The organism is Providencia sp. PROV175 (genome assembly GCF_032707045.1).
Lineage (GTDB): Bacteria > Pseudomonadota > Gammaproteobacteria > Enterobacterales > Enterobacteriaceae > Providencia > Providencia hangzhouensis.
On the sequence record NZ_CP120533.1, the window covers coordinates 2531367 to 2557753 of the forward strand.

A 26387-nucleotide genomic window follows, 5' to 3' on the forward strand; every position below is an offset into this window, starting at 1 on the left:
CCTATGATTAAAATGTGGTTATTGATGGTCCAGCCCTAAGCTGTCCCTAAGTAGATTTAGACGCTCTACATCCCCATTTCCTGCAGCTTGCTGCAAAGATTTGGTTGGAGCGTGAATAAGGCGGTTGGTTAATTGTTGCGATAATTGCATGATCACTTGCTCAGGGTCTTCACCTTGACGGATAGCCGTCAACGCTTTTTCAGTCATATTTGCCCGAATGGCCTCAGCTTGTTCTCTGTAATCGCGAATTGTAGACACTGCCGCTTGTGAGCGCAACCAATCCATAAAGTGGCTACTTTCTTGCTCAACAATGTATTCAGCTTCAACGGCTGCGGCTTTTCGCTGAGCAAGGTTCTGTGCAATGATAGATTCCAAATCATCCACAGTATAGAGATAAACATCTCTTAATTTTTCAACATCTTGTTCGATATCACGAGGAACGGCAATATCAATTAATAACATCGGCTTACTACGACGTATTTTCATAGCACGCTCGACCATCCCTTTCCCTATAATGGGTAAAGGACTCGCCGTTGAACTAATGACAATATCCGCTTCAGCTAAACGGTTATCAATATCCGATAACGAAATAACTTGTGCATTCACCTCATTGGCCAATAGCTCCGCACGTTCACGTGTTCGGTTAGCTATCATCATTTTTTGTACGCCGTGTTCGCGCAAATGACGAGCCACAAGTTCAATAGTTTCCCCTGCGCCAACTAACAAAATATTTAAATGCTTAAGTGATTCAAATATTTGACGAGCAAGTGTACAAGCAGCAAATGCCACAGAAACTGCATTCGCTCCAATATCGGTTTCTGTACGCACACGTTTTGCAACAGAAAATGATTTTTGGAAAAGACGCTCAAGTTCGCTTGATAACGAATGGTTACCTTGCGAAAGTGCAAACGCCTTTTTTACTTGCCCTAATATTTGTGGCTCTCCCAAAACTAATGAATCCAAGCCACTCGCCACACGCATTAGGTGGCTCACCGCTCGGTCGTCTTGGTGCCAATATAAACTTGGCTGTAAATCTTTTTGGGTTATACCATGAAAATCACACAACCATTTTACTAGCTGTTCTTGAGCTCGTTCTTGTGATTCAAGGCTCAAGTAAAGCTCAGTTCTATTACAGGTAGACAGCACAACGCCACCATTCACTTGAGGCTGTTTGAGAAGTTCCTCAAGTGCATGGTCAATTTTTTCAGGACCAAATGTCACCCGCTCACGCAGGGCTACTGGTGCTGTTTTATGGTTGATGCCTAAGGCTAATAAGGTCATTGTGCTTTACGACTTACTCACATTGCTTACAGTGCTAATTATTTTCAGTAATGCTCGATGGGTATTCCCCACCAATTTAGCAATACTGTTATTTATATTGTTCTATTGTAGATGATCCGCGTCTCTCTTTCTACGGTTTACATAAGCCTATCCTTCAGAAAGATGACCCACGCCAAAAAATAAACCGAAAAAACAGACGTAATGGTTATTTTACCAATCACAACTGATCGTAATTTTATCGTTTATTTATGCTATATGAAACTGATTATCAGCCATATCATTATTTACAATGATAAATTAACTACAATAAGATGCATAGAGAATGCAATTATTTCGCACAGAAAGCAAATGGTGACTGGTGAGGTTTATCCTGATAACTTAACGCCACATGAACCCAAACTGGATTGGCCTAATAACATTTTTAAGGAACCATTTTCCCTGCCAATACACTATGTTATTTGTATACAAACGGTAAATCACTTACAGGTTTTTATCCGCAAGGTATATCATCTAGTGTAATAGATGACTCTGATGGCCTTAACGCGCTAAACTGAACTTCTTTAAATGCAAGTAACTCAATTAGAGACTGCTATCAGCGCCCAATACAACTTTGAGATTTGATATGCAATTAACTCAAACTTTGCCCTTTATGCACATAAATAAGCATTTTTTTCGCCTATTGCCACTTTCATGCGTCTTGCTAACCGCATGCGTGACAACGTCACAAACGACCACAAAAGGAACCAGCTCCGCATCCGATGCGAAATGGAAAGCACATCAACAGGAATTAAGTCAGTTACGTGACTACCAAACCCGTGGATCATTTGCCTATAACGGCGGAGAAACAAAAACGTATGCTAAGTTTTTCTGGCAACAATATACACCTGAAAAGTACCGTTTGTTGCTGACCAACCCATTAGGTAGCCGCGAACTTGAGCTTACCGTTGAACCTGATTTAGCTCGGTTAACCACTAAAGATGGCCAAACCCATATGAGTGACGTTCCAAGCGAGCTTATCTATCAACTTACTGGTATGGAAATTCCAATTGATGACCTAACTGCATGGTTAACAGGCTCACCGGGACGTGCAACAGACTTTACCTTAGATGAAAACCACCTGCTGAAAAGTGTCACGTTTAAAAGCAATGGTGAAACTTGGCAGCTCAACTACATTTCGTATGACAGCAAAACGGTACCTATGCTGCCAAACTACCTAGAGCTACGCCAAGGGGACAGGCTTATCAAATTAAAAATGGATAGTTGGACACTGAAGAAATGACGTTAACATGGCCATCTCCGGCAAAATTAAATCTTTTTTTGTACATCACAGGCCAACGCTCTGATGGCTACCATGAATTACAAACTCTATTTCAATTTGTTGATTATGGCGATGAAATCACCATTACAGCACGTGATGACGACCAACTGAATTTATTGACTGACATGCAAGGGGTTCCCCCCGAAAAAAACCTAATTTTACGGGCAGCTAAATTATTACAATCCTATTGCCGCGATACCTTACAGCACTATGGCCCATTAGGGGCTGATATTTGTATTCATAAAGTATTGCCCATGGGCGGTGGTATTGGTGGGGGCTCATCAAACGCAGCAACAACCTTAATTGCGCTTAACGAACATTGGAAAACACAGGTTTCTGATGAAGTCCTTGCAGAATTAGGTGCATCATTAGGTGCTGATGTTCCAGTGTTTGTTCGTGGACATGCCGCTTTCGCTGAAGGGATTGGTGATATTTTAACCAAAGCTTCCCCTGAAGAGAAATGGTATCTCGTCGCTCATCCTGGAATTGAAATATCAACCCCGATGATCTTCACAGATCCACAATTAAATCGAAATTCTCCAAAACGCTCCCTAGCCGCATTATTACTGGCTCCGTACGCAAATGACTGTGAACCAATCGCAAGAAAACGTTTTCGTGAGGTTGAACAGCTTGTTTCTTGGCTGTTAGAATATGCTCCGTCTCGCCTTACAGGAACAGGCGCATGTGTTTTTTCTGAATTTGAAACACAAGCGGATGCCCTGCAGGTGTTAAATAAAGCCCCATCGTGGGTGCAAGGGTTCGTCGCTCAAGGCGTTAACGTTTCCCCACTGCACAAGTTCCGCGCTGGGATAACCCGTGTATTGCACCAATAAGCCTTGTCGCTATTGGTCAACAATATCTCTCTGGACGCAAGCCTGAGGTTTTTCTCGTGCCCGATATGAAGCTTTTTGCTGGTAACGCTACACCGGAACTAGCACAACGTGTTGCTAACCGCCTTTACACTAATCTTGGAGACGCGGCTGTTGGTCGTTTTAGCGACGGCGAAGTCAGTGTTCAAATTAATGAAAATGTTCGCGGTGGTGATATTTTTATCATCCAGTCAACTTGTGCACCAACCAATGATAACCTGATGGAACTGGTTGTTATGGTCGATGCGCTACGCCGTGCATCTGCTGGTCGTATTACCGCTGTTATCCCTTACTTCGGTTATGCAAGACAGGATCGTCGCGTACGTTCTGCCCGTGTACCAATCACCGCTAAAGTTGTTGCCGATTTTCTGTCAAGTGTAGGTGTAGACCGTGTGCTCACTGTCGATTTACACGCAGAGCAGATCCAGGGCTTCTTTGATGTTCCTGTGGATAATGTATTTGGTAGCCCTATTCTTCTGGAAGATATGTTACAGAAGAATTTGGAAAACCCAATCGTTGTATCTCCAGACATCGGCGGCGTGGTACGTGCTAGAGCTATCGCAAAACTCCTGAATGACACTGATATGGCCATTATTGACAAACGCCGCCCACGTGCGAACGTTTCTCAAGTTATGCATATCATTGGTGATGTTTCAGGTCGTGATTGCATCTTAGTGGACGATATGATTGATACCGGTGGTACTCTGTGTAAAGCAGCTGAAGCACTGAAAGAACGTGGTGCTAAACGTGTATTTGCATACGCAACACACCCGATTTTCTCAGGTAATGCTGTAGACAACATCAAAAATTCAGTCATTGATGAAGTCATTGTTTGTGACACTATACCTCTTTCTCCTGAAATCAAGGCGCTGAGCAATGTTCGCACCTTAACGCTTTCAGGTATGTTAGCTGAAGCTATCCGTCGTATCAGCAACGAAGAGTCAATTTCAGCAATGTTTGAGCACTAATTCTCCAATATTGGGTTTTAGCGTTCAACCATAATGAAAAAGTCACAATAAAAAATATAAGCCCCTGCAATGTAATTTGCAGGGGCTTTATGATTTTGCAGGAAAGAAACCATCGATGCCTATGTTTATATTCTATCGCCAATCATAGTGGTGATTTCACGTAATAAAACGATAAAAATAGACATCTAAAATAACTCACAATCTTCACGACAAAAGAGCAAAATTCTTTGGAATTTCACTCTTCTTAATGCCTAATTATCAAACTTATTCACCATTATCAGCAATTAATTGCTCTAGGCTATTTATGGATAGCGGTGATTATCTCTGCGTGAATGATATTGTTGTTTTAACTGCCAGTAACGGTCTGCAACTTTTTCACGGCCGCCGATCCTTGCACCGACTAACCATACCATCGCACCGATAAAAATGCCGAATAAGGAACCATTGGTAATAAGTTCTGAAAGGCCTAAGTTAACAATATGAGAGAATAAGTTGACACCAATACTCCCGATCATCAACACCATTCCGATTCCCATGAAGACATTACCAAGAAGATGAGCGCTTTTCCGTTTCATATATACCTCCAGTACCAGTAAACTGATAAGCAAGCATGTGTAAATAAATTCGGTCATACTTTATATTTATGTAATGATTATAGTGCATTAAGTAAAATTTTTTGCGATAGACATCACAAGGAAGGAAGTTAGCAAGAATATCTGTACAAAAAGTGCTTTTTATCAAAAACCCAGAAAATCCGAATAGTTTATTCGCAATTATAATCATAGTGACTTTTATCTATCACAATTTTGTACATCCTGTATTTCACAAGGTAAACTAAGGCATTATTTTCATAACTGATAGTGAAATCATCGCCGTGAGCAAAATTAAGTTAATTGTTGGACTTGCCAATCCAGGTGCTGAATATGCACAAACGCGCCATAATGCAGGTGCATGGTATGTTGATTTACTGGCTGAGCGCCATAATCAGCCATTGAAAGAAGAAGCTAAATTTTTTGGTTATACCGCTCGCATTAATATGAACGGTAACGATATCCGTCTGCTGGTTCCAACCACATTTATGAATCTAAGTGGTAAATCTGTTGCCGCTATAGCTAATTTTTATCGCATCAATCTCGATGAGATCTTAGTCGCCCATGATGAGCTCGATTTACCACCAGGTGTGGCTAAAATGAAGTTAGGAGGCAGTAATGGCGGGCACAATGGGTTGAAAGATATTCAAAGCAAATTCGCCAATAACCCGAATTTTTATCGTTTACGCATTGGTATTGGTCATCCGGGTGATAAAAATAAAGTTGTTGGTTTTGTTTTGGGCAAACCGCCTTTACCTGAACAAAAGCTCATTGATGATGCGATTGATGAAGCAGCTAGGTGCACAGATATTCTCCTGGCTGATGGGATGGACAAAGCCATCAATCGTTTACATGGTTTTAAAGCAACCGCATAAGAGTTCATTTCATCCGAATCAACTTTTTGTGTATAATCAGCGCCAATTTCTAAACATCGGGTGCAGCGTGAGGCTGCCCCTTGCTATTAAGGTGAGAAACATATGGGTTTTAAATGCGGTATCGTTGGTCTGCCTAACGTGGGTAAATCCACCCTATTTAATGCATTGACCAAAGCCGGCATCGAAGCAGCCAACTTCCCTTTCTGTACAATTGAACCAAACACGGGTGTTGTGCCAATGCCAGACCCACGTCTTGATCAATTAGCTGAAATTGTGAAGCCACAGCGTATATTACCAACGACTATGGAATTCGTTGATATCGCGGGCTTAGTGAAAGGTGCATCCAAAGGTGAAGGCCTAGGTAACCAATTTTTAACGAATATCCGTGAAACCGAAGCCATTGGCCATGTTGTTCGTTGTTTTGAAAACGACAATATCATTCACGTTGCAGGCCAAGTTGACCCTGCCGCAGATATTGAAGTCATTAATACTGAATTAGCACTTGCTGACCTTGATACTTGTGAGCGCGCTATTCACCGTGTCCAAAAACGTGCAAAAGGCGGCGATAAAGACGCAAAAGCGGAATTAGAAGCATTAGAGAAATGTTTGCCGCACTTAGAGCAAGCAGGCATGTTACGCACATTAGATTTATCTAATGAAGATAAAGCGGCTATCCGCTACTTGAGCTTTTTAACATTAAAGCCAACCATGTACATTGCTAACGTTAATGAAGATGGTTTTGAAAATAACCCGTTCTTAGATGTGGTGTATAAAATCGCAGAAGCCGAAGGCTCTGTAGTTGTTCCTGTCTGCGCAGCGATTGAGTCTGATATCGCAGAACTTGAAGACGAAGAACGCGATGAATTTATGGCGGATTTAGGTATTGAAGAGCCGGGTCTTAACCGTGTTATTCGTGCTGGATATCAGTTATTAAACCTGCAAACCTATTTTACTGCCGGTGTTAAAGAAGTGCGTGCGTGGACTATCCCTGTTGGTGCAACTGCGCCACAAGCTGCGGGTAAAATCCATACTGACTTCGAAAAAGGTTTTATTCGCGCGCAAACTATCGCATTTGATGACTTTATCCAATACCGTGGCGAGCAAGGTGCTAAAGAAGCAGGTAAAATGCGCGCAGAAGGAAAAGATTACATCGTGAAAGACGGCGATGTACTCAACTTTTTGTTTAATGTGTAAACTTACACTTTAGTCTCACACTGTTTCATAAAGTATCACTTAATAAGAAAATAGCATAAAATTCATGATATTAACTGGGTTTTATGCTTTTTTATGTCTCATTAAGTTTCATAAAAGCTCGCGATTAAATGAGTACGTAACTGAGTACAATTTATTTATCTTCCCTTTTTAAGTGAGTATAATAATATCAACTTACATAACTCGTTGAACTCATTATGCTTACTGATACAAAATGCCGAACTGCAAAACCTAAAGAAAAACTTTATCGTATCAATGACTTCAACGGTTTGTACCTTGAAGTGAAACCTAATGGTAAAAAAGCATGGCGATTCCGTTTTCAAATAAATGGAAAATCAAGCATGCTTGCATTGGGCAACTACCCATTGGTAACACTAGCTGAAGCCAGATCTAAATGTGATGATGCCAGAAAACTCGTTTCAGAAGGAATTAATCCAACACAAGCTAAGCAACTAGATAAGATTAGAAAAGCGAACGAATCTGCAAATACATTTCAAATCATCGCAAAAGAATGGTTGCAAATGAAAGATTGGGCTGATGTGACCAAATACCGTCGCCTTGATATGTTGGAGCGCATTGTATTTCCTTCTATCGGCACATTACCAATAAGAGAAATTACATCTCACCATATTCTCAAAATATTGCAACGTGAGGTTCAAAGAGGTGCTCCAACAGTTGCTGCTGAAGCTAAACGGACTATATCCTCGATTTTTGAATTTGCTGTTGCCACATTAAGAGCTGATAGTGATCCAGTATGGGCAATAAGAAAAGCTCTCCCAGCAAACAAAACACAACATAAAAAAGCCCTCACTACGGATCAAATAGGTCAACTACTCAATAACTTTGATAATAGCCGTGGCACCTTTCAACTGAACTATTGTATGTGGTTAATGTGGTGGACGCTTTCTCGTCCATCTGAAGTCGCTGAGGCTGAATGGTCTGAATTCGATCTTGATAATGCACTTTGGACTATCCCAGCTGAGCGTATGAAAGCACGAAGAGAACATATTGTTCCTCTGCCTACACAAGCTATTACGATTCTAAGATCTCTTTATGGTTTTACTGGTAACCGCAAACATTTATTTCCCGGTCGTGATTCTTGCCATAAACCAATGTCTACTAACTCGCTAAGGCAATTTCTTAAAACGAGAGGTTGGAGTGGTATATATAGCCCTCATGCGACACGTACAACAGGCAGCACACGATTAAATGAGTTAGGATATCGACCTGATGCTATCGAAGCACAATTAGCCCATATGGACTCAAATAGCGTTAGACGTTCATATAATCATGCAACTTATCTTGAAGAGCGCAAAATCATGATGCAAGATTGGGCTGATAAACTTGATATTTGGGTAAAACAGGTCAACCTAGAATCAAAATCATGATGCATGGGTGTGTTAGTATTGATATATAACGATATTTATTAATTTTTCAGCAAAACCTATAATTTAACCTACACTTAATTAATCCGTTGATTTATAGGTAGTTATTATTTATTTGATGTTTTTAGCATTATAACGTACAAAATTCATACCCACACCACAAGAACACGCTTATATGAATAAATACGATGTGTTTAGCAGCGAAGGAAAATTTGCTGACGGATCTGATGAAGAGGTACTGGCTAACAAGCTGGGGCTTTCAAACGTTGATGATATCAATGATGCTGAGCTTGTCCTGTTAGAAAAACTGTATCAAGTCATTTTTGAAGAACAATTTCCCACTGAGCAAATTACCGTATCACTTATTCAGCGTTGGCACCGCCAATGGTTAGGGAATGTTTACGAGTGGGCTGGTCAGTTACGTACGGTGAATATTAGCAAAGGTTGCTTTATGTTTGCCCCTGCGGGTCGAGTTGCAAGGTTACTTGCTCAATTTGAAAAAGAGTTTCTAGCGAAGTACACACCCTGCACCAATATGAGCCGAGAACAAGTCATAGAAGCTATAGCAACAGTACATGTGGAATTAATTCTGATACATCCATTTAGGGAAGGAAATGGGCGCTTATCGCGTTTACTCGCAGATGTGATGGCAGTACAAGCTGGTTTCCAGCCACTAGACTATGAAAGTTGGACTCAACACCCTGAGCAGTACATCGCAGCAATCCACGCAGGGTTAAACCTTAACTATGAACCCATGAAATATTGGGTTAACGAAGCCTTGAAAGCGAACTAAATCGCAAGTTTCAAATGTCCAAACTTCTCACGTTTCGCTTTCATTTCTTCTTCAAGGCGACGGGACTCCTGCCCTGTTTCAATCGCCGTAGAGGTTGCTACCGAACGAATAAGTTGAGTACGAGTTGGTCTTGTTGCTTGAATTAATTCACTCTTTTTCATGGTAGTCTCACTTCAAACTGACAATAGTGTATTTTATCAGCTTTGTTTTATATGACAATATAGATCACTGTTCTAGTTAAAAATTTTACAGCACAATGTCACTTCATTTCCATCTGCTTTGAGCGAAGAGCGGACATTCATGATTGGCAGCCTAGAGATTTACTAGTATGAATATTTGTGAATCATTTGGGAGCAGGTCACCTGAGCTTGGTAGTAAGAGGTTCGGTTACACATTCTTTTTCTATGCCACCTTCGATTTCCTGAACTGTCTGGTGCGAAAAAAACAGCCTCCCCCCTTTGCTGAATGGTGGAAATTTGGTCGAGCTCTCTTAAAGCACATAGGTTTGCAGACGCTTGTTGCATTATCTCCTGATTATGAGTCCGAAACACATCAATATGTAAACTTATAAATCAATCACTTACATCGCTTGCCTGTGTATTTATCAATTGAAACCAATGTAACTAAAGCATATTTTATTAATGTCATGACACAAATGTGTCACACTATAAAAGAAATATGAACCATACTTTAAGCAGTAATTTTCCTAGAACGAACCAGATGTTCTCGAAGGTAATAGGCTCGTGCAGAACCCGTTTCTACGAGACCATCTAAGAGAACAAGACAAATCTTATACATTCTACGACTCAACATTCCTCGATTTTCTACTTGCAAATATCTTGCTATAGACATTTCTAAATAGAATGCAGTGTTAACCTGCTTTGCTATCAGAGCAGAGTCATTGGTAAATTTTTCAGCTAGAATTTGAATACCCTTGTCAAAAAACAAATCATAAAAATGATATATCAGCGAAGATAAAGCCATGAAAACATGACTGTTATTTGCAGATTGCTTAGCAAACCCAAGTAAATGCTCAACACCTTTTTCCATACATTTTCTATCACTTTCATGCCCTTGCCATGAAGTATCTGCATAAAGCTCTCCGCGTAGCAATTTATTTAAGTCACTCTGTAGGCCTTGATAAGGATCATTAACATCATTTAGAGCGATCTTATGTAATTCAGGCTCTATAACTTTCCATAGTGACCATATAGCATCAAAATCATTATCTTTCCCTGCAGCAACGTCAAATGATAATTTCACTGAATAAATAAAACTTGGTGCCCGTAAACACCCAGAAATTATTAGCTCTTTATAAGGCATAAAATTGTAATTCTTTGAATAGATAACATGTTCAACAAAAGTATCTTGAATATACTTTTTGATATCATGATTTATATTTTCATCATCATTTGACTTATAATTTTTGTATTCAGAGTCAAAAACAAAATTTACAATTTTTTTGATCAGATTAATTTGTTGAAGCTCTGTAGATCCAAGCGGAATCATTAACATAGGTAAATGAATAAACCATGATGAATGGCTTTCCAAGGAAATATCATCGACACTAAATTTAAAATCTCCCGCAATTAATTTGAGACGAAAATTTACTATCTGAGTTTTTTTATTTTCAAGGGCAACGTTTAATTTCTCTCCTTGTAAATAATAAAGCGCATGACTATCCGTTTCCTCTTTTCTAAACTTAGCATATTCAACAACTCCACTTAGACAATCAGATGCTAATTTACTGTCAATTGGCCAAAGAAACTCTCTCACACCTTTGGCTGCCGAGGCACAAACATTAACATTTGGATGTGTTAAAGCTGTCGCTAAAGCAAGTTTTAAATTATCTATTCGCTCTGCATCTAGAGGTAATGCTAATAACTTTGGCAAAACAAAAGCGCATGCACTTGAACCGTAATGATCTGTTAGATCATACTGAGATGAACCTTCTGTAATATCCGCATGCATAAAGACTGCTTCCATAATTATACTTAAGCACCACTCTATATTTTCACTACTTAAACTTTCTATATCATCACGAATGCAAACAGCCACCACAGTTGTTATTGTTTCAACTGCCATTTCTGAAAAATCATGAATTTTTCGATTTTTAAGATCGACTAATAATTGCTTTGCGGCTTCTAATCCCTCCTTATATGAAGCAAAATACTCTGACTTAAATTGTTTTTCTTTAAATAATATACTTGCCCATAAATTCAAACTAATTATTGAACTATTTGCACTATGCTTTTCCGTAACCTGCTTCTGATCTTGTTTTAAATCTTCAGGGAGTTCAGAGGAAGTTTTAAACACAATTCGATTATTTTCTTCATCATTAATAACATCCCAAGTTCTTGAATCTACTCTATGGACTAAATATCTAATATTTTTTTCATTCCTACCAGAAGCTTCAACTTTAAGCTGATCTATGATTTTTAATGCATCTTCTCGCAACTCAGAGTCTAATTGTAGTCTCATTAATAAGTTCTCTAATGACTCTCCTCTCCAAGGTCTAAGAGCTGCTTCTTTTCTCTCCTCTGCATAGACTTCACTCATTACATCATTTGGAAAATATCCAAACCAATTAAGCGTATTTTTGCCTCTTTCCTGTATCATTCGAGCCAAATCTAAAGAGTACACATCTGGATTGTATAGGATTGGAAATGCTGCTTTTCCAATCTTAGCTGGAAATCCAACAGCTACTGACGATAAAACAGAAGTAGTCATTACAGAGTTACTATTTTTTAATATATGATTATAAATCCACTCAATTTGATTTTCCTCACCACAATTACTAACATAGCCTATCAACCAATTTTCCAAAGCCATGAGAGCGCACTGTAGTATATTAGGTAAGGTCGATTGTCCTCGATAACCTTTCCATAAGTGAGGAGATGCATACTGTTTTATAAGCATTTCATCGTTCAGTTTTAACTCAATTTGTTTGACTGTCACTTCACCTACATATAAATGTTCTGCTGAAGGATTTGCAAATTCAGATTGAGCATAAGTTTCTGCACTTAGATTGCATAATTCAAGAATAAAATCTAAACCTTTTCTAGGATGATATTTCAATAAATATATAAATGGTCCTTTTAAACCACTAGATGGAGAGAAATCTCTTTCTTTATCGAGCCCAAAAGATTCATCTATCTCTATTCTGTTGTATCGTGACCACTCATCACTTTCTTTTTCTTGTAGTAACCATTCATGCATTGCTAGCTTAATAATAAAATCAGGCCGGTTCTTACATAACATTGGTACATGTATTCCAACTAAAGCTAAACTTGTTAATTGTTCTACATAACTCAATCTTCTAGGATTAACTTTAGAAACAAAAACATCTTGTACCATTAACTGATCAAATTCTGCTTCTATTGATGGAGAGACTTTAAGTAAAACAGTAATGATTTTTTTTCTACCAATTTTATTTTGGTAATCATCCTTTAAAGGCTCTAATAACCAAAGAGCTATTAAACCAACGATTCTAGATTCTGTCGGAAGATCATCGTTAATGTTTATAACACCATACCATTCATTAATTAACTCAATAATTTGATTATGGATAGATTTACTTAATTCATTTCTAACCTCGTAGATAAAATTAAATAGGGCTCCCCACCCTTTACCGTAAGGTACTAAAAATAACGTCCGGAGTATTCCAGATTTCTTATCTAATGAGAGTGAATCAGTAAAATGAGAATTTGGTTTTTGACAAGTAATTCTCAAAATAAAACAAAAACGAATCAATAAAGCACAATCATTATTAAGAAGATTATCTTTCATAGACTGTAAAAATATATTTGGAGAATTATGCTGTAAAATTGCCGCAATAGTTTCATCTTTCCAGAAACTTTCAATATTATTATTGGTTAATATATCACCAACAAAATCATAAGTAGATTCATCAAATTGCAATCGACGGTATAACCACAATCTAAAAGCTCTACTTATAGCAGGCTCATTACCTATAGCAGATAAAAATTCATCCAAATTATCTATGTTATGTTTATATTTATCTTCAATAAATTCCTCTAATGCCCAATCCTCTAGTACATCATGGGGGAGGCTGATAGTTGAATTTTTTGAATCTCGATAAATTAAGTTATCCTCTTCAAGTTTAGATATTACTACTGGATCAAATTGATCTGCTGCAATACCAAACACCATTTTTTTTGCTCGCTGTGTAGCAATTTCAATAAATGTTTTTCTACGTTTTATTGGCATACCAGATTTTCGGTCTTGCTCTTTAGCAATAACTGAAGACCAAACATTCTTTCTAAAATCAATTTCAGTATCACCTGTTTGAAATTGTGCGCCGTTACTTATCGCACGAACAGCAATATCAATAAAAAATGGTATCCGAAGAATATCTACTAATGCATCATTTGATATTAATGTTTTAAGCTCAGGAATATGTTCACAAACTAGTTGTACTTGTGCTTCAGAAAAACCTTCAATGTTTACACTGGTAAAATTGATCTGATTCTGTTGCAAAAAGTTAAAACAAAGCAGTTGAAACGCGTAATCACGTCCTGTCGCAATGATGGTCCATCCTTCCTGTTGACGGATAAACTGAAGTAAATCAATAAATGCTTCTTGATGGTCAAGTTCTAAAATTTTTTCAATAGACTCAATAACTAGAATTTTCTTAGGAAGTAAAGAAAAATATCCTTCAATTTGACCTAAGGTTGAACTCATACCGATAGATGAGAAAACATCATTAAGATGAGTTCGGTCTAAGTCTTCAGCTCTCAGATAAAAAACTGGTACATCCTTACCTTTGCTTGAAATAAAATCTTTTACTATGCCTGATTTTCCAGAACCTCTCGATCCTGTTACAAATACGAAATCACTTGTATCAAAAGCTTCTGAAATTTCTAGTAAATAATCATCTCTACTAACATGAAAGCCTTGGATTTTGTTTGAAATACCATCATAAATGTGACGTCCACGCTCTTGGAGTTTAAGAAAATCCATTTCAAAATTAACTTTACTATTAACTTGAAATAAATCTCTAACCTCTTGAGGAATATTTTCAAGCGTTAGTGTTCCTGCATTCTGGTTATATTCCTGAACACACGTAATGACTTTAGATAATATAAGTTCCGGTGATTCATTAGAATGACATTGAATAAGTGAACATAATAAGTGGGCAACTACCGAATGTTTAGCATCTAAATCAAAAGAAATTAGATAAAAAACTCGAAGAAATTCCCAAAACTGTTCGTCAGTTATTGCCAGACCACCATTAGCATGATCTAACTGCTTTCTTAAAGCCTCTAACTTTTTTAGCTTTGCTGCACTAGTAAATCCTTTAGTATTTGATTTTTTAATAAAGTCTGATGCACTTGATGAATACCTAGCCCATTCTAAGAGTGGAAGCATATTGGCTATATCCAGCTTAGGAAGTGGTCCTGTGATTAAAACAATCGCATCATTTTTTTTATCAAAAGAATCCTTCTGGAAATCTTCCCATGCACTCTTTATAACATCTGAAAAAATAGAACTATTTTCATCACTTCCAATCGATCCACTTATTGTTATTTCATGTTTTATTTGAGCATATAATTTACTTTTATTACCCAATTTATCTGATGCGACTAAAACAAAATCATCAGTATTCGAACCATCATATTTATTTTGGAATTTTAGTTCTTGAGGCCTCATATTTTGAGACAAACATGGAACACAAGATTGAGTAAGTAGTGCGATAGCAAATGATGCTTGAACTCTAGTTTCAAAATTTACACCACCTCCACCTGTTGAAAACGGATTGCTTTGCTTTTTTGAGTCCACGCTCATTCTGATCTTCCTTCAATAAATATATAACGCTATAAATTCATGATTATCATAGCTAATTAAGATAATTGAAACATGTTATAAAAGTTAAAGGCTTTTTCTCCTTTTATCATTTTTATAATGATTTTTTTCAAGCTCAATCCATATTTTTGCTTCCATATAAATATCTTCAATAAATAACGGCACTTGAGTGTCTTCCTGCTCATTATCAAGTAGTAAATGGAATCTAGCTGTAAATTCACCCCAACTCTTAGAACCTATCCCAATAGGGTTTTATTCCAGACAATGATACCGCAGGCAAAATGCAGCATCGCCTCATAATTCTCGACCTTCTTCTCCCAACGAGTCAAGACACGACGGTAGCGATTCACCCAACTGTGTGTTCTCTCTACAACCCAGCGGTGAGCCTTAAAATCCGTGTTTTTGATGGCTTCTGATTCATCCTTCCTTGACTGGATATGAGGTTCATAGCGACGACTTTTCAGATACGATCCCAACCATTCCGCTTCATACCCTTTGTCCATGCATAACCGGAGCCTCTTGCCCGGTCTGCCCGTCTGGAGGGCATCGAGCGTATCCGCAACCAGCTTTATGTCGTGCGTATTTGCTCCGGCAACAACCAGTGCAAGAGGAAGCCCGTTCCCGTCAGTCATCAGACTGCGCTTTACGCCCCGTTTCCCCCGGTCTGTTGGGTTCCTGCCTGTTTTTTTGAGCCTGCCAGCGGTGATTTGGTCATACAACACTCCATCGACAGCCACGACCAGTCAATAGCGTCCAACTGTTCGCAAGCAAGAAACCCGTTTTGCCAGAAGCGTTCAAATACGCCAGCATCCCGCCACTCCTGAAATCGGCGATGAGCAGAGCTTGACGAGCATATACCGGTGGCATTTAGCGCATTCCACTGGCAACCCGTCCTGAGTACGAAGAAAATGGCGTTCATTGCAGCGCGATTATCAACCCGCTTGCGGTGCGTACCCAGCGGGTGTTGAGTTCTATGCTCCGGGATGAGAGGAGCCATTTTCTCCCAGAGTTCATCACTGATTTGCCACTTGTTGCCCACCATGCTTCGCCCTCAGAAATTATCATTATGTATTATCTGACAATTCCTTTTGGGATAGGTTCTTAATGTTATTTTATTCTCACAGAACTGCGCCGGTTACGTTATCAATGGCACTCGCCATCAGTATAGAAGTAAAAGTTACTTTTATAGTATTTATTTTTGAATAAGTCAGCGATGTGCTCATTCACTATTTATAACTGAACTCTGCCTGTGCAGGTCAATCTAAAGCGTGCCACGCACATCTTTTGACCTACCCCCGTTAATCAATACAGAATGTTGTTAGCCGCTTCCGCTTCTGGCACAGAACTGCCACTTAATTAAGCATGATTCTGTGCCACAGAGAAAGCGCAAACTAATTCCAAGAAATTAATTTTAATTCACTACTAACAACCATGTTTCAACACAATCTCCAAATACTCGTGTTTCCAATCACCATCAGACAGCTCATGCAAACTCACAAATCCATCGTGTTCTAGTGCACAGACACCGTTGTGCGACCTTACATAATCATAGACTGCACGGCTTTCTAGTCCTTGAATCATGTGGGCGAGTAGCTTACGTCTCATCACATCACGACGCCACGCCTTCCACTCCTCGTTTTTTGTTTTTCGCTTTGTCGTATTGAATGGCTGCCCAGCCGCATTCACGACAGAAAGCCCATGCCTATTTTTCTTTCCTATTTTTAGATACTCGTCAATGAGTTGATTTATGCTTTCGCGTAGCTCTGTTGTCTCTAATTTCCAATGTTCCAGTATTTCTGATACATAATCGTCGGAATAGAGCTTTCGTAGCTTTTTCACCATACTTCCCTTCGCTGACAAACTAACAGAGCCAGCATTAAATATAGTACCGTAGCGGATAGTTTTAACGAGATTATCATCTACACCTAGCGTATCTTTGATAAAGTCAGTTTCTAGTACAGATAGTGAATCAGTGCTAATCCCATATTTCTTGAATTCTTGCTCTAAGATAGCTAACTGGCAGCCTTTAATATCATAATTGTACCCGTTGGCTAAACATGCCCATTTCATCTTGCTGGGTAAATATTGAAAACCTGTACCTACCTCAAAAGAACGGCTACCCACTTTGGCGGTTTTATACGCTTGTCGATACTCAACGATTAGCGGTGTTTCACTCATCACCTTGACACCTACCTCCATCAAATGAGAGATAAAATTAAAATAAAAGCTCTTATTTTTTGCAGTAGGATGGTCATTACAATATTCTTGTAGTTTATCAAGGTTGATCGGTAATGCTTCGAGTTGTTGATACACACCGATAATACGCTGTCTAAAATTGGCATTTTCGATGGCTCGTTTCGATGTTTTATGCTTAGGAGGCTTTACATTATAATAGCTTTTTAACATCAATTCATACAGTGTTTCGGGTTTCTTACGCTTATCAAAAATATTCGTCAAATAGGTATAGCGATCGGTGCGTTTAAGATAATCCTTTCGTTTACCGGGAAATAAGGCTTTAAGGACACTTTTAGATAAAGCAAATTCACGACATTTATGGATCCCAAAGCTATGTGGAATAATCTTAATAATATTAGCTTGTTCTAAGCACTCTAAACCGCGCTCTAATCCTAAATCACGACTTTGCTTAAAAATCATAGGGAATTTCTCTTTCCCCAGTTCAGCGGAAAATGGCACAGAGTACGTCCATTTTTTATTTCCTTTAAACCTCGCTTTTTTCTTCGTATTTTTGCTAACCGTCGCACTACAGATAATATGCTGTAAGAACAAGCCAATTTCACTGTAATATTGAGGTTTTTGACGTTGATCGACGGTATTATCAAAGGGAACGCTCAGAACAATCGCTTTATAGGCTTCTACTGTAGCTTCTGTAACAAGAATGTTATCTTTGGTGATATATGCTGTCATTTCAATTTACCATGTTGTTAATAGTAAATTGAATTACGCAAATGCATTTTTAATGGGGTTAATCCCTAACCCCATTTTTTAGTGGGTAATTAGAAAAACCGAGAAAGCGTCAAATACCCGTGCCAGCTACTCAAAGCGATCAGTTAAGACCAACAACTCGCGGTCTAGACGAAAATAGCTAATCCCAATATCCCCACACTATAGGCATTATATATATACGTTATTATTCATAGCCATTATGCTTATGATGCTTGCTAAACTTGATGTTATGCTGGTAACCAGCATTGATATATATATACATATATTATTATGTTGAGTCGCCACACAATACTGCCGCAGCGACCCTACACCATTACCCGTGATACAGGCTATTGATAACCGTGTTTAAGAGCCCATTTTTCACGTAAATTCTTCTGCCAAAGAGCATCATTGCCAAGAATGGCAAGGTCGTATTTCAGTATGTAAAGCTGATCCCACACCTTTTGGTGATCAATCAACTCCACATGATGTTTTTTTAACAAACGATCAAGCTTCTTCACTACTTTTTTCGGGTATTTCTCTTTAATGTATGCCCTTATTTCTGGTAATGTCCGCACTTTATAGTCAGAAACTAACACGGCTAGTTCAGATGTCACCTTAGTGTCAATGAAGATCACTTTTTCAAGTAAATTAGGCATATTATTCATCTTACGTAATAACAGTTTTTGTTTTTGTGGCTGGTAACGTAATTCAATGCGTAAAAATTTCGGATACTGTTCTACATCAACCAAAACATTACCGAGTTCATCAACTTCCTCTACAACATCCGATATATCCTTTCCTACATCGCATTTAGGATAGACAGAAGCATAAATTTCAGAGTTACGACTGCCCAATTTAATACCAACCCCACCATCTGATGAATTCTTATTGACCTTACCTTTGCTTGCACTCTTTAGGTGGATAAAGTAATCATCGATGTTAAGTCCATAAGTATCAAGTGCATAATCTATACGTGTCACCCACGCTGATTTTAAGAGCTGAAATAAATATTCGCCTAATAACGGTTCGCTACCTAACCACATAAAGAGAGCATTAAGCTCTTTTTTACGAAAGTGTTGAGGACTGAATTCAAAGCGAAATTCTCCCCTCTTCCCCTTTCCGGTTGGATGAAAATTGATTAACAAATACTGGTTACGGTTGCGCTTACTTCGAATGAACACTTCTGAGCGGTAGTACTTGCCCATATCGCCAGTCGAAGAACGACGTTCTACAGTATATTTAGCTGTACCGTCTATTTTCTCAATTCTTTCATCTATCAACTTCGAAATATTAGACCCGCAGGTAGAGACAATAGATAACTTATCAAATCTCGCTTTTATTAATTGTCCCATTACATTTCGACCCACTTCGCAGGAATAAGTGAGATCATCAATCCGCTTTGCCGACATACTATTCATAGATACTTCCCCATAAATATATAAATTATCAATCAGATACTGGTATATGGTCATGCCATATCATCATCATTTGTCCATATAAGACGCTTAAAGAGTCATTCATTAATCTTCCTTTTCTCCAACCAATCATGAAGATCGCTAGCTAACCAACGTGCGGTTCTTCCAGACGGTACGAGTTGACATTGCGCAGGAAATTCCCCTGCTTTCACCCAGCGATAAATGGTCGCTTTAGATACCTTACAGCGCTCCACTACATCGCTAATCTTGAGTAGTTGATCTTTATGCATATACCCTCGTCATCTTTCATGCTTCGATGGGAATAGCTTAAACCATGGTTTTTTGAGGGTTCTGACACGCAATTGAAAGGAAAAGGTCAACGTTTATGACGCAACCGATTGCGGATTAAACGAGGAGAAATTTGACTAATGATTTATTCTATGCAGTATAGGGAAAATAATTGAAAATAGTTTACCAGCTCTCTTGCAAGCTAATATCGAGAATTTTTTGATCTAAAATCAGATTTTTATATTAAGGATACTCATAATGCTAATGGATAAAGATATTCTAAACCAAATATACCCTTACATTGGAAGTGATTCACTAAAAAAGCTATTATTGATACTAAAAAAAACCAATCCTAAATTTAATAATCGTGATATTAAAAGCGGTGATGCTTTGAGCTTAACACTTAGCTACTGCATAGAGATTGCCTATAACGAGTTATTTAATTCATTCGATGATAATAGCCCCTCACCTCTTCCACCGCCCAAGACACCCAAATCGCAACTACTTTATGGAATTTTTCAGTTGGTGACATCTTTACGCGCTAAAAACCTAAGTAACAAAAAAATCATCAACTACTTGAATAAAAAGCAGATACCTACGCCAGATCATGTCATGAACAAATATAGCTTAGCCCTAATTCAACAACATACCCCTAGATGGGGACTGGCTGATTTAACCAGTATCCTTACAGAACAAAACAAAGCTGAAGTGTTACTTTATGAATACCTAGAAGAATTGAATCATCGGGCACAAAAATAGTCATACAACAATATTGTATCCCTCTACTCACTTTATTGCTTTAAGTGTCTAGATTGAGAGTAAATCAATTTATGGAGGAGATATCTCCACAAAATAAATAGATTCACTATACAACCGCCGTACCTTGTTACCTCGTAATCCATAACGGGTGCGGCTTACTCGCTCTTGCTGGTGGCTATCAAAGAAATAGAGATAGTCACTATCCATACGCTCCACCAGCGACCAATGCCACTGATCACCCAGAAGAATAAGCCGACGTGACGTTGTATGTGCGTCTAAGAACGCCTGACAAGTAGACAGTATTTTTTGTGTGGTAAGTCCATCTTTGTAACGAAATGGCGTGGTGACGTGTAGAGAGGCTTGTGATGGGTATTTTGAGGTTAGGCGCTTAATCAAGTAATCCATTTCAGGAATATCAATACCTTGGGTTAAACACTTGTACAGTGACCAGTATTCGCTGTATTCACGCAAAAGATAATTAAATAACGGGCGGGGCTTAATGCGGTCGCCATAGAACCATGTACTCATATTCACCAGACTGTAAATCCCACAGAGGCAATCTAAATCCCCTTGCTTGGACGGTATCAACATCAACTCAAACCTTCTATTGATTGTACTGTACTTAATGGAATCACCAGCGCTGGTATTATTTTTTACTTAATTAGTGGGTTTCCCACTGAATACTGACTTCATAACATTTCATTTTGTGGTATTGAATAAAATTGCGTTGCCACAGTTCAAACAGTGCTCCGCCCTCTTCTTCATCAATATCCCCCATCATAAAATGATAAACATAACCCTGCGACCAACAAATATCGAGTTCCTTTTCAAGCTCAGGATAATAGCTCCCCATGTATGAAAAATCTGTCACATAATCAAACTGCCATTGCTCATGCAGCCGTAACAAGCGTATTTCGACAGGATGGAAACCGCCTGTTTCAGAACTATACAATGGGTCTCGAAAATTTAAGGTAACCGCCCTAACAGTGGTTAAATCAATCGCTGAGTTAATCACTGAATTATCCAGTTCATGTAATAACAATTGGCTAAATACTTGTGCGATAGGCAAGCGTAGCCCTGACTGATGAATAGTCATATAAAGTTGCCTTTAAATAAAAAAGTAAAAATAAACTGTTAAGCAAAACCCAATCATATTTTGGGTATAGTGCCATGCTAATATTTTACCATAACCACTAGCAAAGTAAAGCATTTTATTATTTATAATCAGGTAGTTACGTGTATTTAGCCATCATTGCTATTTGGATGTGCGTACTGTGATTTTTATTGAAATAAAGACATTATCAACGTTTACATTAGCCCAAAACGTAAAATTTCCGTATATCAGATTTATTGATTCTGAATCACGCCATTTACCCAAAGGATCCCTCCCTATCACCTCTTGTCCTCGCGTTATACCCAAATAATTAGACTGCCTCCCTTAAATTTTCACTCACATTAGAATCTCAGCAACCCATGACCGATCGTTTTTAACGATCGATAAATCATTATTGATAGGCGTAATTGATTCTAACAATCGTTTTGATCATATTGATAGATAAAACAGATCATATTTTGTAAGCTTGTGTTTGATAGGTTCACACGTTGTAGCCCTTTTTAATTAAAATTTTTGTTATTTTGTTCTACAAAAGGTTATCAAGTGAACCTAATAATCGATGTAACCGCCTATTTTAACGGGCGCTTATCCATTTTTTTTCATCAATTAATAAAGATGTCATTATGAAAAAACAATTAAATACAAACTATCGTCTTGTCTGGAGCGCTGTCCAAAACGCGTTGATTGCCGTCTCTGAACTAACCCATGCAAAAGGTAAGAAAACAGCGGGTATCATCGCACTTTCAGCATTATCATCACTGGCTTCAATACCTGCCTTTGCCGATGATAGCCGTTGTGTCAATGGCACAACAGTGACCGATAATTGCACCGTTGAGGCTGGGGAAACAGTGTCAAATATGACCGTTAAGGAAAATGGCAATTTACGAGTAAACGGTGAATCAAATAATACCGTTTTAACAGGACAGAAAAATCCAACCGGTTCAGGGGCGTCATTTGATGATGGAAGTCGGTATGATTCAGCGACAGAATGGGTTTATGGCACGGCGACGGGCACCATCATCAATGCAGGTGGGATCCAAAAGGTCGACGGTGGTACAGCCGACCAATCAAAAGTCAATTATCACGGTGTATTAGAAGTTAACAACGGGGGCGCAATCACTAATTCAACAGTAGGCTCTAATGATGCCGTTGATGGGTTAAAAACCGATGAAGCCTATATTTCTGTTATCGGTAATGGTAGTTCAGCTAAGAACACCCATATTAACAATGGTGGCGTTCTGAGTGCGTCAGAAGGAGCTATCGTCACGGATACAACTATCAATGCCGGAGGGCGTCTAGAACTTTCAGTGGATAACGACCTCGATAACAACGAGTTTAGGACGAATGCAGGCATAACTACAGCTAATGGTGTAACAATTAATAAAGATGGCATACTGGCGCTTGATAAGGATACAAAAGCAACCGATGTGGCCGTCAATGAAGGCGGCACCCTATGGGCTGAAAATGGCGCTATTCTTGAAAATATAACGACCGTTGGAGGAGAAACTAAAGTTCAAAATGCCACACTCACTGGTAGCAACGTCTTTAATCAGCAAGGAACATTGACCGTCTCAGGGGATGTATCTGCGGAAATCATTGAGTTGTATGATGCCAATATTCAATTTGAGGGGGCGTCTGTTTCACAAGCCTCTTATCGCCGTAACACACCAGAGTTCAATGCGGGGCATCTTACCGTGAAAGAACTGAAAGGTGAAGGTGACAATAACAACATTACTCTGCGTATAGATGCCACATCGGGAGAGCATGACACATTACAAGTGACTGACGCTATTGACGGGCATTTTAATGTCAATATTAACAGTCAAGGTAAAGAAATAAACACATCGGCGTTAGATTCAAGTTTCATTGAAGCAAAAGGCAGTGATGCTCATACGTTCTCTGGTGATACTGATATTGGCGCTTACAACTATTCGCTTTACCAAGATGGCGATGACTGGCGGCTCCAACGCAGCGGCAATTTATCGGCATCTTCGAGCAATGCCATGATGCTCGCAAACGTCACACCAACAATTTGGGCGAGCGAATTATCCGTCTTACGCAACCGCCTAGGCGAACTCCACGCAGATTCTGAACAAAATGGTGTGTGGCTGAAATACATAACTGCCCGTAACCGCGTTAATAATAACCAGACAAGCTACAAACAGGACATGAACGGGTTTGTCCTCGGCGGCGATCGACAGCTTGATGTAACTAATGGAAAACTGTTCCTCGGCAGTCAGTTCGGTTATTCCTACTCATCTCTTGATGCAGCAAGCAGCGACGGACAAGTCAAAAGTTACAGTTTAGGCCTCTATGCGACATGGTTACACAATAGCGGCTACTACGTCGATGGCGTACTCAAAGGAAATCGATTCTTTAGTGAGAATAATGCACGCTTCAATCAAGGTACATCGAAAGCCAATGATGCGACCAATGGAATTGGATTCTCTCTTGAAGGAGGGAAACATATTAATATCAATACGTACCAAATTGAACCTTATGTTCAACTCGCTGGATTCCAAGGACAAAAAACACACTACACGTTTGATAATGATCTTCATGTTAATGCGAATGCAACCCGCTCTTTAAAAGCTGAGATAGGTACAACATTGGGTAAAGAATTTACACTACCTAATGGCGGTAATGCAAAACCTTATATTCGTCTGGCGGCAAGCCAAGAGTTTATCAAAAATAATGATGTCACTATCAATAATACCGAACGCTTTACCAATGATATGTCTGGCTTAACGGGGAAATATGGTATTGGTATGAATACAAACATTGTTAAAGATCTGGACATGTATGGTGAATTTAATTATGCCAAAGGCAACAAGCTTGAAACACCGTACAGTGGCACTGTGGGGATAAGATACAGTTTCTAACCTTTTCACTTAGCCCTCGACTATCAGTTTGAGGGCTTATTTAAACCACTTCCACCATGCGATATTAAAAATCAGTCTTTAGATGACTTTTTATCTCAATTGTTCCCTTTGGCGTGATTAAACAACGTTGATGATTTTTTTATGGCGGGGGAATATTGATGTGGAAAGTGAATGAAATAATAGAAACGTCAAATGGTAAAATGCCAACCTAATAATAGGCTGGCATAGTAATTAACCGTTGAGTAACGTAACAACAAAACTTTTTTTATCATCCGTGAGCTGCACGGAATAAATTACCGTGACAGAGCCTGCTTCTCCCGTTGCTTCGGCAGCACAGAGATAAACGCCTCGTTGTGTATTTTGACGTTGCGTTCGCACATTCTCAAGCTGCTCATACATTGCCCAACCGACATGTTGATTGACCACTTGTAACGCTAATGCTTTTGCACCATCACTATTACAATTAACGGTACTCTCATTGCATCCCGTTAAACCAACCATCGCAGTTAATATGCTTGATTTCATCCATTGGCTAAGTTTCATTTTTACATTGTCACCTTATAGCAGAAAATTCACGGTTATTCCTGCTAATATATCGAGTGCAATCACAACCAACGCCACGTAATACCAAGCACGGCGATTCGGTATTTTCACGATAAAGTAAAAACAGCAAACATCCCAAATGAGAATCAATGCTTCCACTTTATTCAATGTCACCTTTTTAGTAATAAAAAATTCAACGATATTTAAGAATAAAATCGGTAAAAACCAAAATAGCCAAAAGGTTTTAGCTAATCCAAAGCCACCGTTGAGCAAACGCTGTTTAAATAAAGCCGGATCATTTAATCCTTTTACTTCGTTTTCTTCTCGGATTTTTTGCAATTTATTTTTGATAGACATGACTGTTCCTTCAATTAAATGAATTAAGTTTTTTTTTCCATGATGTTGGCGCCAGAATGGGTGCAATGCCTTACCGATAGGCAAGGGTAAATATTTAGGCTATTTCAATGACCGTCCATGATTATTAGAGGGTGGCTTGTTGATGTAACGACTCGGCCATATTGTTTCAGGAGCCGTGCCAATCACATCCGCAATGATCTGTTCAGCTCTTGGGTACGCTCGCTCTAGCGCATTATTTAACGTCCGAGAAGAAAGACCATGCTCACGAGATAATTGCGCTAGTGTGACCCCTTTTTTATGCAAAGCCGCCACAATATCCGCACGGTGCCAATCCGCAACGCTTCCTTTTCGGGGCTTTTTTTGAGATGCTACAGGGTTAGACATAGTAATAACTCCACTGTTTAATTCCTCGTCTATTAAAAACCAATTAAAGGGAATTATCAATAGATATCTTTATGATTTTAACATCTTTCTAGTGCGGTTATTTTATCCTTTTGATATATATGGGATTTATAAAAATCATGACTGATAAAAAACAATTAACTGAAATGGATAATGCGCCCAAGCTCTGGTTTACCAGTGGGGAGCTAGCTGCTATAGGAAAAGAAAAAGCTGACGATCCAACACGTTACCCTGAATATAAAGAGATGGATATCCCTACCACCGCGAAAGGCGTTAGAGTCCGTCTAGAGTCAATCACAGCTCTTCATCCCCACTTTCGCAAGAAAAACCCTAATAAGCGCGGCGACCTCTATCATATTGATGCATTTAAGGTGATCCTAAACACGGATGAAAAAGAGCTCATCAAGCAAAACACACTATCTTCTGAAAGTGCAGATCTTAACCTTTTACTTGAAATCTACAAATCACTGTCAGTTGAGAAAAGAAAAGCGTTATTAAAAAATGCACTCACAATGAAACAGGAAGAATTAGATTAGTATCTTTTAATACCTTTTGTTATTTTAA

General features: G+C 38.8%; 23 protein-coding genes. 10 read left to right on the forward strand and 13 right to left on the reverse strand.

Annotation, left to right across the window (positions count from 1 at the left end):
* Positions 1-18: 18 nt before the first annotated feature.
* Positions 19-1281 (reverse strand): glutamyl-tRNA reductase, encoded by a 1263-nt coding sequence (hemA, locus tag P3L44_RS11335; RefSeq protein ID WP_272662758.1) that lies wholly within the window; start codon positions 1279-1281, stop codon positions 19-21.
* A gap of 622 nt (positions 1282-1903) precedes the next feature.
* Here hemA and lolB point away from each other — a divergent pair.
* Genes lolB through prs form a run of 3 tightly spaced genes read left to right on the forward strand, consistent with a single transcriptional unit; the run spans position 1904 to position 4436 of the window.
* On the forward strand, positions 1904-2560 hold the full coding sequence (gene lolB / locus P3L44_RS11340; RefSeq protein WP_004264131.1) for a lipoprotein insertase outer membrane protein LolB: 657 nt from the start codon (positions 1904-1906) through the stop codon (positions 2558-2560).
* Positions 2557-3432, forward strand: a complete 876-nt coding sequence (gene ispE, locus P3L44_RS11345; RefSeq protein WP_140172373.1) for a 4-(cytidine 5'-diphospho)-2-C-methyl-D-erythritol kinase — start codon at positions 2557-2559, stop codon at positions 3430-3432. The genes lolB and ispE overlap by 4 nt, the downstream gene beginning before the upstream one ends.
* A 56-nt stretch (positions 3433-3488) precedes the next feature.
* The gene (gene prs / locus P3L44_RS11350; protein ID WP_004910604.1) at positions 3489-4436 is read left to right on the forward strand and encodes a ribose-phosphate diphosphokinase; all 948 of its coding nucleotides are present in this window, start codon (positions 3489-3491) and stop codon (positions 4434-4436) included.
* A 302-nt stretch (positions 4437-4738) separates the two neighbouring features.
* Here prs and ychH read toward each other — a convergent pair whose 3' ends face one another.
* Positions 4739-5011 carry a stress-induced protein YchH gene (gene ychH, locus P3L44_RS11355; RefSeq protein ID WP_004910602.1) on the reverse strand — a complete coding sequence of 91 codons (273 nt, stop codon included), beginning with the start codon at positions 5009-5011 and terminating at the stop codon, positions 4739-4741.
* Between the two features lie 299 nt (positions 5012-5310).
* On the opposite strand from ychH, the gene pth reads away from it, so the two are divergent.
* The 4 genes from pth (at position 5311) to P3L44_RS11375 (ending at position 9291) form a co-directional block, all read left to right on the forward strand.
* Complete coding sequence (pth, locus tag P3L44_RS11360) at positions 5311-5901, forward strand: aminoacyl-tRNA hydrolase (protein ID WP_272662759.1); 591 nt, start codon at positions 5311-5313, stop codon at positions 5899-5901.
* Between the two features lie 102 nt (positions 5902-6003).
* Positions 6004-7095, forward strand: coding sequence for a redox-regulated ATPase YchF (gene ychF, locus P3L44_RS11365; protein WP_094962511.1), 1092 nt, complete (start codon positions 6004-6006; stop codon positions 7093-7095).
* 215 nt (positions 7096-7310) lie between these two features.
* The gene (locus tag P3L44_RS11370) at positions 7311-8501 is read left to right on the forward strand and encodes a tyrosine-type recombinase/integrase (RefSeq protein WP_272662760.1); all 1191 of its coding nucleotides are present in this window, start codon (positions 7311-7313) and stop codon (positions 8499-8501) included.
* Positions 8502-8673: 172 nt separating this feature from the next.
* A complete protein-coding gene (locus tag P3L44_RS11375; protein WP_121874807.1) occupies positions 8674-9291 on the forward strand; it encodes a Fic/DOC family protein in 618 nt (205 codons plus the stop codon).
* Here P3L44_RS11375 and P3L44_RS11380 read toward each other — a convergent pair.
* The 6 genes from P3L44_RS11380 to P3L44_RS22130 all read right to left on the reverse strand — a co-directional run bounded on the left by P3L44_RS11380 (position 9288) and on the right by P3L44_RS22130 (position 19768).
* A complete protein-coding gene (locus tag P3L44_RS11380; protein ID WP_171883385.1) occupies positions 9288-9452 on the reverse strand; it encodes a hypothetical protein in 165 nt (54 codons plus the stop codon). The two genes, P3L44_RS11375 and P3L44_RS11380, sit on opposite strands and share 4 nt — an antisense overlap.
* Positions 9453-9981: 529 nt before the next feature.
* Positions 9982-15099, reverse strand: coding sequence for a hypothetical protein (locus tag P3L44_RS11385; protein WP_272662761.1), 5118 nt, complete (start codon positions 15097-15099; stop codon positions 9982-9984).
* A 254-nt stretch (positions 15100-15353) separates the two neighbouring features.
* A protein-coding gene (locus P3L44_RS11390) for an IS5 family transposase (RefSeq protein ID WP_272662762.1) occupies positions 15354-16159 on the reverse strand; the annotation gives its coding sequence in 2 pieces (ribosomal slippage) (positions 15354-15806 and positions 15809-16159; 804 coding nt in all).
* A gap of 380 nt (positions 16160-16539) precedes the next feature.
* A complete protein-coding gene (locus P3L44_RS11395; RefSeq protein WP_259465991.1) occupies positions 16540-18042 on the reverse strand; it encodes a hypothetical protein in 1503 nt (500 codons plus the stop codon).
* 368 nt (positions 18043-18410) lie between these two features.
* Positions 18411-19481: a hypothetical protein gene (locus P3L44_RS11400; RefSeq protein ID WP_272662763.1), complete on the reverse strand. Its 1071-nt coding sequence runs from the start codon at positions 19479-19481 to the stop codon at positions 18411-18413.
* A 95-nt stretch (positions 19482-19576) separates the two neighbouring features.
* Complete coding sequence (locus tag P3L44_RS22130) at positions 19577-19768, reverse strand: helix-turn-helix transcriptional regulator (protein ID WP_048607098.1); 192 nt, start codon at positions 19766-19768, stop codon at positions 19577-19579.
* A 262-nt stretch (positions 19769-20030) separates the two neighbouring features.
* Here P3L44_RS22130 and P3L44_RS11405 point away from each other — a divergent pair, with 262 nt between their 5' ends.
* Positions 20031-20525, forward strand: coding sequence for a hypothetical protein (locus tag P3L44_RS11405; RefSeq protein WP_140171330.1), 495 nt, complete (start codon positions 20031-20033; stop codon positions 20523-20525).
* 69 nt (positions 20526-20594) lie between these two features.
* Here the strand turns inward: P3L44_RS11405 and P3L44_RS11410 are convergent, their stop codons facing one another.
* A complete protein-coding gene (locus P3L44_RS11410) occupies positions 20595-21116 on the reverse strand; it encodes a hypothetical protein (protein ID WP_187710317.1) in 522 nt (173 codons plus the stop codon).
* Between the two features lie 70 nt (positions 21117-21186).
* On the reverse strand, positions 21187-21621 hold the full coding sequence (locus tag P3L44_RS11415; RefSeq protein ID WP_048608175.1) for a DUF2787 family protein: 435 nt from the start codon (positions 21619-21621) through the stop codon (positions 21187-21189).
* 641 nt (positions 21622-22262) lie between these two features.
* Between P3L44_RS11415 and P3L44_RS11420 the strand changes: the two genes are divergently transcribed.
* Complete coding sequence (locus P3L44_RS11420; RefSeq protein ID WP_272662767.1) at positions 22263-24521, forward strand: autotransporter outer membrane beta-barrel domain-containing protein; 2259 nt, start codon at positions 22263-22265, stop codon at positions 24519-24521.
* 231 nt (positions 24522-24752) lie between these two features.
* On the opposite strand, the gene P3L44_RS11425 is transcribed toward P3L44_RS11420, so the two are convergent.
* From P3L44_RS11425 to P3L44_RS11435, 3 genes are all read right to left on the reverse strand, one after another.
* On the reverse strand, positions 24753-25064 hold the full coding sequence (locus P3L44_RS11425; protein WP_272662768.1) for a hypothetical protein: 312 nt from the start codon (positions 25062-25064) through the stop codon (positions 24753-24755).
* Positions 25065-25079: 15 nt separating this feature from the next.
* On the reverse strand, positions 25080-25421 hold the full coding sequence (locus P3L44_RS11430; RefSeq protein ID WP_048608177.1) for a hypothetical protein: 342 nt from the start codon (positions 25419-25421) through the stop codon (positions 25080-25082).
* 99 nt (positions 25422-25520) lie between these two features.
* Positions 25521-25805: a transcriptional regulator gene (locus tag P3L44_RS11435; RefSeq protein ID WP_272662769.1), complete on the reverse strand. Its 285-nt coding sequence runs from the start codon at positions 25803-25805 to the stop codon at positions 25521-25523.
* 137 nt (positions 25806-25942) lie between these two features.
* On the opposite strand from P3L44_RS11435, the gene P3L44_RS11440 reads away from it, so the two are divergent.
* Complete coding sequence (locus P3L44_RS11440; protein ID WP_070929666.1) at positions 25943-26359, forward strand: hypothetical protein; 417 nt, start codon at positions 25943-25945, stop codon at positions 26357-26359.
* Positions 26360-26387 lie beyond the last annotated feature (28 nt).